Origin of the sequence: Bradyrhizobium sp., from assembly GCF_019242285.1 — a bacterium.
Classification (GTDB): Bacteria; Pseudomonadota; Alphaproteobacteria; order Rhizobiales; family Xanthobacteraceae; genus Bradyrhizobium.
This window is the reverse complement of sequence record NZ_JAFAVV010000569.1, coordinates 1-13,779: the sequence shown is the minus strand read 5'-3', so window position 1 is coordinate 13,779 and position 13,779 is coordinate 1. Positions and strand designations below refer to the sequence as shown.

At 66.8% G+C, this 13,779-nt stretch carries 15 protein-coding genes and 1 pseudogene; 9 read left to right on the top strand and 7 right to left on the bottom strand.

Annotated elements, in window-relative coordinates:
* The 4 genes and pseudogenes from JOY90_RS23075 to JOY90_RS23060 form a co-directional block, all read right to left on the bottom strand.
* A pseudogene (locus tag JOY90_RS23075) lies at positions 1–218 on the bottom strand (ABC transporter permease); the annotation flags it as partial.
* Positions 219–241: 23 nt separating this feature from the next.
* Complete coding sequence (locus JOY90_RS23070; protein ID WP_291693422.1) at positions 242–1,192, bottom strand: ABC transporter permease; 951 nt, start codon at positions 1,190–1,192, stop codon at positions 242–244.
* A 171-nt stretch (positions 1,193–1,363) separates the two neighbouring features.
* Complete coding sequence (locus JOY90_RS23065; protein ID WP_291693421.1) at positions 1,364–2,437, bottom strand: AraC family transcriptional regulator; 1,074 nt, start codon at positions 2,435–2,437, stop codon at positions 1,364–1,366.
* A 521-nt stretch (positions 2,438–2,958) separates the two neighbouring features.
* Complete coding sequence (locus JOY90_RS23060; RefSeq protein ID WP_291693420.1) at positions 2,959–3,696, bottom strand: hypothetical protein; 738 nt, start codon at positions 3,694–3,696, stop codon at positions 2,959–2,961.
* A gap of 224 nt (positions 3,697–3,920) precedes the next feature.
* Here JOY90_RS23060 and JOY90_RS23055 point away from each other — a divergent pair, with 224 nt between their 5' ends.
* From JOY90_RS23055 to JOY90_RS23020, 8 genes are all read left to right on the top strand, one after another.
* Positions 3,921–4,535: a TetR/AcrR family transcriptional regulator gene (locus JOY90_RS23055; RefSeq protein WP_291693419.1), complete on the top strand. Its 615-nt coding sequence runs from the start codon at positions 3,921–3,923 to the stop codon at positions 4,533–4,535.
* Positions 4,536–4,574: 39 nt separating this feature from the next.
* Positions 4,575–5,105: a bifunctional 3-hydroxydecanoyl-ACP dehydratase/trans-2-decenoyl-ACP isomerase gene (gene fabA / locus JOY90_RS23050; RefSeq protein ID WP_291693418.1), complete on the top strand. Its 531-nt coding sequence runs from the start codon at positions 4,575–4,577 to the stop codon at positions 5,103–5,105.
* 62 nt (positions 5,106–5,167) lie between these two features.
* Positions 5,168–5,584 carry a hypothetical protein gene (locus JOY90_RS23045; RefSeq protein ID WP_291693417.1) on the top strand — a complete coding sequence of 139 codons (417 nt, stop codon included), beginning with the start codon at positions 5,168–5,170 and terminating at the stop codon, positions 5,582–5,584.
* 163 nt (positions 5,585–5,747) lie between these two features.
* Entirely contained in the window at positions 5,748–6,275 is a 528-nt protein-coding gene (locus JOY90_RS23040; RefSeq protein WP_291693416.1) for a FecR family protein, read from the top strand.
* Positions 6,276–6,281: 6 nt separating this feature from the next.
* A complete protein-coding gene (locus JOY90_RS23035; RefSeq protein ID WP_291693415.1) occupies positions 6,282–8,141 on the top strand; it encodes a CHASE2 domain-containing protein in 1,860 nt (619 codons plus the stop codon).
* A 48-nt stretch (positions 8,142–8,189) separates the two neighbouring features.
* Positions 8,190–8,501 (top strand): type II toxin-antitoxin system HigB family toxin, encoded by a 312-nt coding sequence (locus JOY90_RS23030; protein WP_291693414.1) that lies wholly within the window; start codon positions 8,190–8,192, stop codon positions 8,499–8,501.
* The gene (locus JOY90_RS23025; RefSeq protein ID WP_291693413.1) at positions 8,486–8,884 is read left to right on the top strand and encodes an XRE family transcriptional regulator; all 399 of its coding nucleotides are present in this window, start codon (positions 8,486–8,488) and stop codon (positions 8,882–8,884) included. Before JOY90_RS23030 ends, JOY90_RS23025 begins: the two co-directional genes overlap by 16 nt.
* A 259-nt stretch (positions 8,885–9,143) precedes the next feature.
* On the top strand, positions 9,144–10,523 hold the full coding sequence (locus JOY90_RS23020) for a M12 family metallopeptidase (protein ID WP_291693412.1): 1,380 nt from the start codon (positions 9,144–9,146) through the stop codon (positions 10,521–10,523).
* Between the two features lie 354 nt (positions 10,524–10,877).
* Here the strand turns inward: JOY90_RS23020 and JOY90_RS23015 are convergent, their stop codons facing one another.
* Positions 10,878–11,801: an NmrA family NAD(P)-binding protein gene (locus JOY90_RS23015; protein WP_291693411.1), complete on the bottom strand. Its 924-nt coding sequence runs from the start codon at positions 11,799–11,801 to the stop codon at positions 10,878–10,880.
* A gap of 87 nt (positions 11,802–11,888) precedes the next feature.
* Here JOY90_RS23015 and JOY90_RS23010 point away from each other — a divergent pair, with 87 nt between their 5' ends.
* Positions 11,889–12,539 carry a TetR/AcrR family transcriptional regulator gene (locus JOY90_RS23010; RefSeq protein WP_291693410.1) on the top strand — a complete coding sequence of 217 codons (651 nt, stop codon included), beginning with the start codon at positions 11,889–11,891 and terminating at the stop codon, positions 12,537–12,539.
* 40 nt (positions 12,540–12,579) lie between these two features.
* Here JOY90_RS23010 and JOY90_RS23005 read toward each other — a convergent pair whose 3' ends face one another.
* Together JOY90_RS23005 and JOY90_RS23000 are read right to left on the bottom strand one after the other, a co-directional pair.
* On the bottom strand, positions 12,580–12,975 hold the full coding sequence (locus JOY90_RS23005) for a hypothetical protein (RefSeq protein WP_291693409.1): 396 nt from the start codon (positions 12,973–12,975) through the stop codon (positions 12,580–12,582).
* Positions 12,976–12,978: 3 nt separating this feature from the next.
* Entirely contained in the window at positions 12,979–13,668 is a 690-nt protein-coding gene (locus JOY90_RS23000; RefSeq protein WP_291693423.1) for a lytic transglycosylase domain-containing protein, read from the bottom strand.
* Positions 13,669–13,779 lie beyond the last annotated feature (111 nt).

Below are 13,779 nucleotides of genomic sequence, written 5' to 3'. Positions count from 1 at the left end.
TCGCGCCCGAACACGTCGGTGCCCAGCCAGTGCGCCGATGATGGCGGCTTCAGCTTGGCCGCGATGTCGATGTCATAGGCAGACCACGGCGTCCAGACCAGCGACAACAGCGCGGCGACGAGCACCAGAAGCACGAGCGCGCCGCCGGCCACAAAGCTGCGATGCCTGAGTGCACGCCGCCAAAACCCCGTCGCGGGGCGTTGCGCGATGGCCGGCATGCTGATTGCGGTGTCCGGCGTGCTCACAGGTTGTTGACCTTGATGCGCGGATCGATGACGGCATAGAGCACATCGACCACAAAATTGACGATGATGACCATGGCCGCGAGCAGCATCACGCAGTTGCGGACCACGATCAGGTCGCGGTTGGCGATCGACTGGAAGATCAGCCGGCCGAGGCCCGGCAGATAGAACACGTTCTCGATCACGATGGTGCCGGCGAGCAGATTGGCGAATTGCAGGCCCATCACGGTCATGACGGGGATCATGGCGTTGCGCAGCACGTGATGCCAGAGCGCCTCGCGCCGGCTCAGGCCCTTGGCGCGCGCCGTGCGCACGAAATCCTCGCGCAGCACTTCGAGCACCGCCGAGCGCGTGACCCGCGCCAGGATCGCGGCCTGCACCACTGCCAGCGCGATCGCGGGCAGCAGCAGCGAGCGGAGGCCGGTCCAGATGCCGTCATCCCAGCCGGCGAAGCCGCCGGCGGAGAGCCATTGCAGCTTCACCGCGAACAACAGGATCAGGAGGATTGCGAACCAGAAATTCGGCAGCGCGATCCCGACCTGGGTCAGCGACATGATGCCGACATCGCCGAGCCTGCCATGGTTGGCGGCGGTATAGATGCCGGCGGCCAGCGCCAGCACCACCGTGATCGCCATCGACAAAATGGCGAGCGGAACGGTCAGCGCCAGTCGCTCGGCTATCAGGCCGGCGACCGGCGTGCCGTAGGCGTAGGAGTTGCCGAGATCGCCCACCGCCATGCCGCCGATCCAGCGCGCATAGCGGACGACAAGCGGCTGATCCAGCCCGAGCTTGACGGTCAGCGCGCGCACCGCGTCCGCCGAGGCGTCGGCGCCCATCAGCGTCTGCGCGGCGTTGCCGGGCAAGGCGTCGAGCACCAGGAAGATGATCAGCGATGCGGCGGCCAGCGTCGCCAGCAGGGTCAGAAACCGCCGCAGGACGAACAGGCTCATACGGTGCTCGATGGATGCCGTGCCACGGCACGATCCAACACGGTTCGACGCTCAAGGCAAGCCCGCCGCGGCGCGGCGCCGTCCCGTTTCCTGCAACGCGGCGATGTCTTTGGAGGTAACAGGCGGCGTGTCGTACACCGAGGATTCCGACTGACACTTCCTCGAAACAGGTCAGGATCGGTCGAGCGCGCGCCGCCGGAATTCGGTCGGCGTCACGCCGGTCTCCGCCTTGAAGGCGCGGTTGAACGGTCCGACCGACTGGAAGCCGGCGTCGAGCGCGATCGTCAGGATCGGCACCTCGCGCTGCTCCGGATCGGCCAGCGCCGCCTTGGCCTCCTCGATCCGATAGCGGTTGAGGAAGGCGTTGAAGTTGCGATGGCCGAGCCCCTCGTTGATCACCTGTCGCAGACGGTACTCCGGCAGATCCAGCTTCGCAGCGAGCGCGCCGATCGTGAGCCCTTCCTGGCGGTAGCCGCGTTCGCCGTTCATGAAGTGCTCGAGGCGGCGCACCAGCGCGGGATCCACGGCCGCGGGCTCCTCACGCGGCGCGCCGACGATGGCGCGATCCCGGCCAGCCAGAGCGGCCGGCGCTTCCAGGCCGATGGTGAACGCGCTCCACTGCGCCAGGATCGCCAGAAGGCCGAGCTCCACGGCGCTGCCCAGGCTGCCAACCGCGCTGAAGCCAGAGCCTTTGGCCGACCAGAGATCGGAGCCGGCGCGCAGCGCCACATAGGTCGCGGTGCCGGCAAGCACGAAGAATCGCAGCCGGCGCCGGCCGGCGATCAGGTCAGCCTTCCAGGTCGCGAGCGTCTGCACCAAGGCGAGCAGCGCCAGCACGAGCGACGCGATCGACAGCGTACGGCCGACCGCCGCACCGATGCCGAGCCGCCGCGCCCAGCCGAAGGCGAGGGACAGCGACAGGCCGACGACAATGCCCCATACCAGCAGATGCCAGGCCCGCACCCGGAAATCGTCGTCGAACACCACGCGGGCCCACAGCCAGAAGACGGCCGGCGAGCCGGAGGACAGCACCAGAAGCGGCGCGCTCCACCACGGCGCCGGATACGTAAACGACGGCGCGCTCGCGAGCGCGAAGGCGGCCCCACCTGCGGCCAGCATGGTCGTGAGCCCGCTGATCCAGCCGAGGCGGATATCCCGTAGCAGGAGCACGGCGACCATGGCGAACAACCCGGCCGTTCCGCCGCGAATGCCGATGTCCAAGGCATAGAGGCCAGTGTCACTCACTGCGGAAGCTCCACGGCTCGCTCTTCGAAGCTGCACTAGCACGGCGCGCGGAGACGCGGAACGAGCGGCGGCAACGAGCCCCGACCGCCGGTGCGTCGCGGTCGGCGCCTTCATGCAGTTCAGGGGCGAATATGCCGACTGCGGCGTGATGGAGCGGAACGTCTCGGGAATGTCCGACCTCGCCATGCATGGCGAGATCACCGTCGCCGAGATCGACGGGTGGATCGCACGGCGCGACGCCGCGCCGGTCCGACGGCGTGCTCTTTGGCGTCTATCTCATGGATCTGCCCCGGGTGATTGTCCCGGAAGACGGCGTCTTCGGCCCGCGAGCGTTCATTTGGAAAAAGAAAAGCCGCCTGCAGATGGCGCAGGCGGCCTCAAGTCTAGGGAGGAAACGCCCAAGAAGGGCAGGAAGGTACCTATGCGATTCATCGCTCCGACAAAACTCCGGGAGATACCGGAGGCGTCGCGGGTTACCGGCCCGTGGGCGCTGGACAAACCGCCCGTGGGACCAATGGTTCCTAGTTTCGCAGTCCAAAAATCTGCAGCAGCGATGGCGGCTCAGGCTGCTGGACCGGCGGCTCCGCACGCGCCTCCTCCTCCGGATTCGGCCGTTCCAGCACCCTTGGCGCGCGTGGCGCCTTGGGCCGAGCCTCTCGCGCGGGCCGGACCTCCGCCCGGGCATTCTGGAACGACCGGGCAGGTCGCTGCTTCGGTGCGGCTCGGACGGGTGCCGCCGGACGCGGCTCAGCCCGCGCCGTCGTAGCCGGCGCGGTCTGTGCGAGCTGGACGGGCTCGGCGGATGGAGCAGGCTCGGGTTGCACCGGCGCCGCGGGCGCGGGCTGCGCCTTCGTGTCCTGGTCAGCGGCCCAGGCCCGGAATTGTTTCAGCACGTCGCCTGCCGACGGCGCGGCAATGTCAGCCCTCCGCGCATCGGCCGGCTCCGACGCGGCAGCCGTGTCGTGGGGGGACGGCGTATCCCGTGCTGCCGACGGCGCCTGTGTGTCGAGGGTTGATGCCGATGCCGGCCCTGGCCGGCGATCGTCGGATTGCGGCGTCGACAGGCCGATCCACGCGACCGTGCCCGCCGCGAGTTGCGTCGCCGGTTGTGCCATCGCCACGATTCCAACGCCGAGCGTGGTCGCCGTCAGGAAGACGATGAGTATCTTGAGAATTGCAGGCGTGCCCGGCTTCTCGATTCCTTCGACCGGCTCGGTGAGAAAGAGGGGCAGATTCTGCTCCCTGGAGTCGTCGTTCATGAACAAGAGGGACGCCTCCTGGGGGTTGCTCTTCGCGGCGCACCCTGTTCCCGAGGTCCGGCGTGAGTTGGGAAAAATCTTGATTTTACTGGGGTTCGGGAACCGCCCGATTTATGGCGATGTGGCGGCGCGATGACGCGGCTCGAGGCAGGCAAGTTCCCCCACGCTTGACATCCGATTTCGATCGTTGTTGAACTGAATTCAGTTCAATCAGAGGGGCAGCGATGGCCACCGGCACCGATACGCGAGAGAGGCTGGTTCGCGCTGCGGAGCAGGAACTCATCCGCGGCCATGGGCACCTGGAAATGCAGGCCGTCGCGAGGCGAGCGCAGGTCTCGGTCGGACTCGCCTATCATCACTTCGGCTCGAAGGCCGGTCTGATCGCCGCCGTGGTCGAAGAGTTTTACGACCGCCTCGATGCAGCGGCGTTCGGCGGCGCGAAGCTGCCTTCGGAAAGCTGGGTGGACAGGGAAAAGAGCCGGATCGCCGCCTACGTCGCATTTCACTATGAGCATCCCTTTGCTCCGCTCGTCATTGGGGCCTTGAGCCGCGCACCGGAGGTGCTGGATGTCGAGACGGCCTTCACAAGCCGGCAGCTCGCTGCGGGCGCGCGCATGATCGAAGCGGCGCAGCGCGACGGCATCGTCGCCGGCAACATCGATCCGCACCTCACCATCGCGCTCATGATCGGCGGCATTCGACAGGCGCTGATCGGCGCGCTGCAGCGCAAGCACCGACCCGATCCGGAAGAGCTGGCGCACGACATCTGGACCTTCATCGCCGCCGCCCTGCGCCTGACCGCACGCGCCGGAGTGCGCGGCCGCAGCAAGGCCGCCTGAATTCCACCCCTCCCGCTCGCCTGACATCGAGGCCGTGTCTTGCCCGATCCGCACGACTTTCACACACCGCAATCCTCCTACACGAAGGAAGAACTGCTCCGATCGAGCGAAGGCGGCTATTTCGGCCCCGGCAATGCGCAGTTGCCGGCGCCGCCGATGCTGATGATGGACCGCATCACCGAGATCAGCCTGGACGGGGGCGACTATGGAAAGGGCCATATCGTCGGCGAACTGGACATCACGCCGAGCCTCTGGTTTTTCGCCTGTCACTTTCCCGGCGACGCCGTGATGCCGGGATGTCTCGGCCTGGACGCGATGTGGCAGATGATCGGCTACTGGCTCGGCTGGTCCGGCTCGCCGGGCAAGGGCCGGGCCACGGGCGTTGGCGAGGTCAAGTTCAAGGGGCACATCACGCCGGAGGTCAGGTGCGTGCGCTACGAGGTCGAGATGCGCCAGGTCAGGCGCGGCCGGCTGGCGCTCGGCATCGCCGACGGCCGCGTGCTCGCCGACGGCGACTGCGTCTATGTCGCCAGAGGCATGAAAGTCGGCTTGATCGCGCCCGCGACATGAGCTTCGCTGGCGCCGCGCCAGCCCCATGGCGCGACCATCCTGCCAGGCACGGGAACGGAAGCATGGCGATCAAATTCAGCGACCTGGAGATGGCCCATGAATATGTCAGCTCCGACGGAGGAGGCGGGCACGCAGCCTTCATCTGCCGGGAGACGGGCCGCATCTACTGGGAAACGGACGATCCGGATCTCGAGGAGATACCGGAAGACATCGACGATGACACGAAATATGCCAGCGTGCCGAGCAAGCACGACCTCGATCTCGGCAAGCCGCTGGTGCTGGATTTCGCCCGCGAATGCCTGCCCAACGACTTCGACGAGGTGCGCGACATCTTCAGCCGGAGCGGCGCCTACCGGAATTTTCGGGCGCTGCTGCAGCGCAGGCACGCTCTAGACCGCTGGCATGCCTTCGAGAACAAGGCCACCGAAAGCGCATTGCGGGAGTGGTGCGAAACCGAAGGCCTTGCGATCGAGGACTGACCCCGGGGGACCGACGGCGGCACTGCGCAACAGGACCGATGAGCACGCCGGACATGTGTCCGTTTGCCGCAACATCGACATGGAGCGCCACTAACTAACCGGGTGACGTACAATATTACACGTAAAGGCGGATATTTCAGTGTGATTAAGGGTACCCACTCTCATGCGTAGAATCGGCATTTTCGTCAGCGTTGCGGTCCTGCATACTCTCGCCTCCACCGGACTTGCGATGGCCCAGACCGACAACGCGGGCTGCTCGGTGTCGGATGTCGCGGGCCAGACCCGGACCATTCGCTGTCCCAATGGCGTGACCATCGTGGTCGAGAACGGCGCCCGGTACGCGCTGGGAGCTGCCGGCCGGGACGGCAAGATCAATACCGTCGAGCTCAACGACAAGGCGCTGCTGCTCGAGGTGCCGCCGAGATCGGGCCACAAGACGTTCCAGGTCAACACGCCCCAGGCTATCGCCGCGGTGCGCGGCACCAGATGGGCCGTTGACGTGTCCGAGGGAAAGACCTCCGTGCTGGTCGTCAGAGGCAGGGTCGCCGTCGGGCGGCGCGCCGACGCGCGCGGCGCCGCCGTCTCGCTCGGTCCCGGCGAAGGTGTCGACGTGGAAGGGCAGGCCCCGCTCGTCGTCAAGAAATGGGCGCCGGCCCGCGTCGCCGCGCTGATGGCAAGGCTCGGTCAATAGGCGCGAATGAGCAGGTGGCCGCATCTGATCGCAATCCTGCTCGCGGGAGCCTGGGGCGCCCTGATCGCGGTCGGTCATGCCTCGGGCTATCTCCCCTTCGTCGACCGCCTGGACGCCGGGCTCGTCGACCTCCTCACCATCGCGCGCGGCGTGAAGGCGCCGCCTGCCTCGGTCACCATCGTCGAGATCGATGATGCCCTCGCAAGTCGGGTCGGCAGCTACCCGCTGCCCCGGCACGAGCTCGCCCGGCTGATCGAAGCGGTCGCACGGTTGCGGCCGAGAGTGATCGCCGTCGACATCCTGCTGCTCGACAAGGGCGCCGAGGACAGCGACGCCGAACTGGCGCGCGCGCTGGCAGAGAGCCCGGCGGTCATCGCCGGCGCCGCGGTGTTCCCGCAATCCCATCAGTCGATCGACCTCGGCGACGGCAACGATTGGAGCGCCCCCTTGCCGCGCGCGGAGCACTTCCTGGTGCCGCAGAAGATTTTTTCCGATCAGGCCCAGGTCGGGATCGTCAATCTGGACAAGGACCGCACGGGCACCCCGCGCACGGCGCCGATGCTGTTCCGCTCGAAGGAGCGTTTCCTGATATCTTTTCCGCTGCTGGCCGCTTCGCTGGCCAGCGAGCCGGACACGACGACCGGGGAGACGCGGACCGCGGCCGCACCGCATATGCTTCCCGCGATCGGCGAGGCCGAGCTCCCGATCGTCTTCTACGGACCGCGGCGAACGATCCCGAGCATCGCCGGCGGCGACCTGCTCGCATCGAAAGTCGACGCCGCGGCGATCGCGGGTAAGATCGTCGTGGTGGGAGCAACGGTCGCCGCGAGCGGCGACGTGTTCACGACGCCGTTCGACCCGGACTTGCCGGGCGTCGAGGTGATCGCCACGGTGACCGCGCAGCTCGTTTCCGGCGACATCATGCGTCGCGACCGTGCCGTCCGAATCATGGATGGCGCCCTGACCATCGCGCTGCCCATGATGATCGTCGCGCTGTTGGCATGGCGCCGCAGCATCGCCGGCCTGCTCCTGGTCGCCTTGCTTCTTGTGGCCTGGATCGCCGCAACCGGCCTCGCGTTCTCGTCCGGCGTTCTGCTGAAGGCTGCGCTGCCCGCCTCCGGCGCGGCCGCGCCGGCCCTGCTGTTCGGCGTTTTCCAGTTGTGGTCCGGCCGCAGCCAGGCGCAATATTTCGCGAGCAGGAGTCGGCTGCTGCAGCAGTTCCAGTCGCCGAACGTCCAGGAGTGGCTGACGCGCGATCCCGACTTCCTGTCGAAGCCGGTTCGCCAGGACGCCGCCGTGATCTTCATCGACCTCTCCGGCTTCACCGGCTTCAGCGAAACGGTCGAGGCCGGCGACGTGCGTCAATTGCTCAAGGACTACCATGCGCTGCTCGACCAGGAGGTCACGGCGCTGCGGGGCACGATCGTGAGCTTCCAGGGCGACGGCGCGATGATCCTGTTCGGCCTGCCGGCGCCCGCCGCCGACGATGCCTCGAGGGCCGTGGAATGCGCCGTTCGGCTCTGCCTGGCCACCGATCGCTGGATCGGTGCGCTTCCGGCGTCGCTCGAGGCCCGGCTCGGCTTCAAGGTCGGCGCCCAGTTCGGCACCATCGTCGCTTCTCGTCTCGGCGGCGGCAGCTATCAGCACATCACCGCGACCGGCGACACCGTGAATGTCGCAAGCCGGCTGATGGAGGTCGCGGCCGGCGGCGGCGCCCAGCTTGCCGTCGGCGACGAGCTGTTCAAGGCCGCCGGCCCCGACAACGCATTGACCCGCGGCGGCGAGCTGTCGGGTCCCAGGGACTCGCGGATCCGGGGACGCGCCGCGAGCGTGACGACCTGGTTCTGGGCGAGTCGCGGGCCGTAGCGATGCACGGCCATTGTCACCAGATTGGTTACATGCTAAAGTTTCATCATGCAGGTGATCGCCCTTCGCACCCTGAAGGAATTCTGGGCGCGCTACCGGCAAGCCGAGGGGCCGATTCGGGCATGGTTCGCCGTTACGACCAAGGCGCGCTGGGCCAATCCGGCAGAGATAAAGCAGCAATTCGGCAGTACCGCCGATTTCGTGGGCGACAACCGGGTGATCTTCGATCTCGGCGGCAACAAATATCGGTTGGTCGTCCACGTGTCCTATGCTTTTGGCCGGGTGCTTGTGAAGTTCATCGGCACCCATTCGGAATACGACCGTATCGATCCGGAGACCGTATCATGGCACAAGAAGTGATCCGTCCAATTCGCTCGGAAACCGAATATGAAGCGACCCTCGACGAGATAGAACGATATTTCGAGAACGAGCCCAAGCCGGGTACGCCTGACGCCGACCGCTTTGATCTCCTCGCCCTGGTCATTGAGGACTACGAGCGCAAGCGCTGGCCGATCGAGCCACCCGACGCGATCGATGCGATTCGCTACCGCATGGAGACAGGAGGCTACACCCAGGCTGATCTCGGCCGCCTGCTCGGCTCTCGCCAGCGCGCGTCCGATGTCCTGACCAGCAAGCGCTCTCTCACCATGAGGATGGCCTGGAAGCTGCACCGTGAGTGGAGCATTCCAGCAGAGGCGCTGATCGCGCCGCCGCGAGCTCGCAAACGAAGGCCTGCTGCGTAAGCGGCAGCAGGCGCTCATACCCTGAGGAGCGTGATGGCGCGGCATGCAGCGACCGGCCCACGCCGAAGGCGCAGCGCCCGAGCGGCGCCCCTTGCCGAAATGGCTCACGAGAAGCAGCGCGCGGCGGCCGAAGAGCGTCGGAAGCCCCTGAACCTATTGGGCCTTGGCAAGTTGACACCGGGCGGTAATGGTCTTTCCATAGATGGGGGGATACGGGCGGTCACGACCGGGTGGCACCCAGTCCGAGAGTTGCGGGGAAATGTGGCGTAGTCTGTTCATTGTGCTCCTGCTCGTGGCTGCGGTGCTTTTTGCGCGCCAGTACTTCGGGGCCAGATCGACGACCTACGTCGCACCCCAGCAGGACACCGCCGTTGCAGCTCCACAGGACGTGTCGAGCGGTGACGAGGCCGAGATCTGCCGCGGCAGCGACAGCTACACCTATGAGCTCGACGGCAAACGTTATTCCCTGCCGTTCGACGTGATCGACGGCCAGGCCATCGTGGAAGGCGACATCGTCCTGGCACAAGCCGCCGATGTCCAGAAGGAGGGCGCCGCCACCGTCGTCCCCGACTACATTCGCGGTGAGCCGAAGCGGTGGGACAATCGTCTCGTGCCCTACATCGTCGACGCGTCGGTGACCGAGCCCGACCGCGCCACAATTCAGCAGGCGTTGACGGCCTGGCAGCAAGCCACCAATGTCCGGTTCAGGGAGCTGTCCGGCACGCGAAACTGGCGCACCGAGAACTACGTCAAGTTCTCCGGCCGGAAGGCGCAGTGCACCAGCAACAGCCTGGGCATCAAGGAAAAGCTGTCGGGCAAGGCCAACGAGGACGACAACGTCAACGTCGTCGAGGTCGCCGGATGCGGCCAGAACTGGGGCCGCATCGCGCATCAGATCGGGCACGTCCTGGGGCTCGGTCATGAGCATTCCAGGGGCATGAGGGACAGTTACATCAAGGTGCTCTGGCGCAATATCGACGGCCCGAAGCAGTTCTGCCGGGCCATCTGGGATCAACCGGCGCTGGCAGGCACCTCCTACGACTACGATTCGATCATGCACTATGCGCCCGACCATGGCGCCAAGCGATCGTCGGGCTGCGAGAAGGTGACCTACGACGGCAAGGAAGACTGCCTGGCGTTTTTCCCCGATCGGGAGAGGCTGGAGCAGCAGCGGCAGACGCTGCGAAGCACGGTCAAGCCCGGACAGCGGGACCATCTGAGCGAAGGCGATATCGCCCGGGTGAACGCGCTCTACCCTGCCGCATCAACGAATGCTGCCGGGCCGCCGGCCGCGCGGTCCTCTGCCGCCGCCGAAGCCTGTGTTCGTACCACGACGACGTCCGTCAGGATCGGCGGTCGGACGACGACCACGACCAGCACTGAATCCTGCTCGCCGTCTTCCCCTCCGTCTTCTCGAACGACGATCACCGAACGACGGTCTGTCCGCCCGCTGTGCTGCCGGGCAGAAGCCGGTCCGTTCTGCGACCCGGCTGCCTGTCCCGCCGTCAGGATCAGATGGCCGCGAGCGGAGGGATGGTGCCGGTCCGGATGGTGCCGGCCGCGACCGCGGCCGGATTGCGACGGCTGGTACGAGGCTCGTTGGGCGCGCCCACGATTGGATGATTGGGACGACAGGTAACAGGTTCGAGTCGGCGGTGCGGCGAGCCGAGCGCAGATCGTCGTCCCTCCTCGAGGAGCTGCTCCGCCGAACATCTTGGGTCCGGTCGCGGACAAGAACCAAGCCCATCGTCGGAGGCACCTCGGGTCGCGAAGCTGCATATCGCCATGCTCGTTCCGGCGATGCACTTCGCGGACATCGCGACCGGGACGGCCTGCGACCGCAAACATGTCGCTCCGCAGGTCCGTGACCCCGGTCGAAGTCGCGCTAACCAGAGCTTTTTCCGTTCCGATGGAATCGGAACGGAAGCTCTAGCTTCCTTGTTTTGACGCGTTTTCTTCACGCGAACCGGTATCCACTTCGCTCGAAAACGCTCTAACGTGCCGAGCCCGGGGCCGACAACTCGCCCTGCAACTCGCGCACGAAGGCCTCGAAAGTCTTCGGTGCCGCGCCGCCGATCTTTTCGATCGCACCGGTGACCGCGTAACGAGGATCCTTCGGATCGATCGCGGCGCCGCGGATCGCCCGCCATAGCGAGGACAGGTGCTCGATGGCATGGGGATTGTAGTTGCGTGCGGCCGCATCGCGCCGCCATTCCTCGTCGGAGATTTCCATGTACCGCACGTCGCGGCCGAGCACGCGCGCGAACGTTGCGATGATCTCCTTCAGCGACAGTGTCGCGCCGATCAGCGGATAGGCGGTGCCGGCCTCGACCTCGGGACCGGCCAGGACGCCGGCGGCGACGCGCGCGACGTCGGCGCCCGCGATCAGCGGCAGCACCGTGTTCTCGCCGCCCCAGGGCAGCCTGACCGCGCCCTGCGCCGGCAGGCTCTGGCGGACCAGCGCAGCGACGTTCTCGTAGAAGATGGTGGCGCGCAGGTGCACAGCGCCAATGCCCGCCCATTCGAACACCTGCTCGGACAGGTAGTTCTGCCGCATGCGCGGCGTCGGCGCCTCGGGCGAGGATTGCAGCATCACCAGGTTGACCAGCCGCGATATGCCGGCCTCGCGGGCGGCCAGCGCCATCGCCGCGGTGGCGTCGAGCAGGCCGTCCTGCACCGGATAGGCGAAGTAGATTGCGGAAGCATACCGCGCGGCCCGCTCGACCGCGCGGATGTCGAGAAAATCGCCCTGCATGATCTCGGCGCCGAGCGTACGCAGCTGGTCCGACCGTTCGTCGATCTTGTGGACGAAAGCGCGCACGGGAAGGCCGCGGGCGAGCAGCATTTCGGACACGTGTCTTCCGGTCTTGCCCTGCCTGCCGCCGGCCGCGGACGTGACGAGGATGGGTTTTGTCATGACGACACCTCTGGGATTGGAGGGTACCGCGTGGTACCAACAATGAGCAATGTGTGGTACCGTATGGTACCACGTCAAGGAGGCGACATGCCGGTTGAACGAATCGTGAAGTCGCGCGCCGCCGAGGCCGGAGAAGCCCCGGCGCGCCGGCGCATCCTCGAAGCGGCCTTTTCGGCCTTCATGGAGCAGGGTTTTGCCGCAACCTCGACGCTCGAGATCGCGACCCGGGCGAAGGCATCGAAGCGCGAGCTCTACGCGCATTTCGGCAGCAAGCAGGAAATCCTCGCCGCCTGCATCGCGGAGCGGGCGGAGCGGTTGCGGATGCCGGCCGAGCTCCCCGAGGCGCTCGACCGTGCGACGCTGGCAACGGCGCTCACCGCGCTCGGAAGTCACCTCCTGCAGGAGGTCAGCGATCCCATCGTGATTGCGGTATTCCGACTTGCCATCGCCGAGGCGGTCCGCGCGCCTGATGTTGCCAGGACTCTGAACGATATCGGCGTCGCGGCAAGCCGCTCCGCCCTGCGTGCGTTCATGACCCGCGCCCGCGCGGCGGGTCTGCTCGACGGCGACCCCGCCGCCATGGCCGAGCAGTTCGCGGGCCTGCTATGGGGAACGCAGATGACGCGGTTGCTGCTCGGCGTCGACGATCGCCCGAGCCCGCGCGAGATCACGCGACGGGCCGAGGCGGCGACCGCCGCGTTGCTGCGGCTCTATCCGCCGCCGGCTGCGGCGAGGTGAGAATCAAGCGGGATCGAGCCTGCCAATCGTCCCCAGCCGATCAATGGCGGCCGGCCGCGCCGATCGAACTGTAGATCGGCGGCGGCGGACGGAACGGAACGACCGAGTGGCCGAAATTCTTGCCGTATTGCTGCTGCACGCCGGGGATGTTCACGGTGCCGACCTTGAGGTCCGACGATTTTGCATCGATCGGCGGCACGTTGAGCGCCGGCGGATTGACGGTGTCGACCTGATGCCGCATCTGCTCGTTGAGGCAGCCGAGCGAATGCTCGTTGCCGGTCGGCTTGTCGCTGCACTTCTCGTGGCTGATGTCAGGCGGCGGAATCGCCGTGATGGTGATCTCGGGCAGCACCAGGCGGTCCTCGGCCCGGACCTGTGCCAGGGTCATGACCGCCGCCGCGGCGGCCAGCGTCATCCAGCGGAGCGGCTGCTGCATCGTTCACCGCCCTCCCCGCGTCTGCACCACCAGCGCACTCAGCTTCATGTTGAGCGCCGCGAGATCGACCTTGCCGATCCGCGTCACGGCAAGACATTTGCGGCCGCAACTTCTGACGCCGCCACCGCCGCTGCCGACGGCTTCGCCGAAGGTCGCGGCCGGCACGCTGCCGGTGACCGGAAAGCCGCGCGCGAACAGTTTCGAGCGAACTGCAAGACAGTAGTTCACCGAGAGATAGGAGAAGCGCGTCTCGCCATGGCCGGCGCGATATTTCATTACGGCAGTGCAGAGATCGCCGCCCGCGAGCCGCCAGGCCTGGGCGAGATAGCTGACGCCGAGATGGATGTTGGTCTCCGGCACCGCGAGCTCGGCATCGCTGCCGACGAAGCCGAGCATCCGCGCCGTCGAGGGCATCACCTGCATCAAGCCGATCTCGCCCGAGGTGCCGACCGAATCCGCATTGTAGCCGCTCTCGACTGCCAGCACCGCTTCGGCGATCGCCGGCGCCAGGTCCTGTTGCGTCGCCTCCCTCTCGATCAGCGCGCGGTAGTAGGCGCGCGTATCGGAATAGGCCGAGGGTGAGACCGACAGGGTCGGCTTCGGCGGCTCGGCGGTGCTGGCAGTCGGCGCTTCGGGCGGCTTCGGCGCGACGGGACCGTCAACTGCCGCATAGCGGGTAACAAAGCTCGACATATCCGCTGCCGACTCGGCCCGGGAGCAGACAACCGGCGCCAGGCTTGCGACGATGACCAATGCCAGTCGCGCCGCCCGCAACCGGCCTCCCACTGCGGCCGCGGTCTGCCC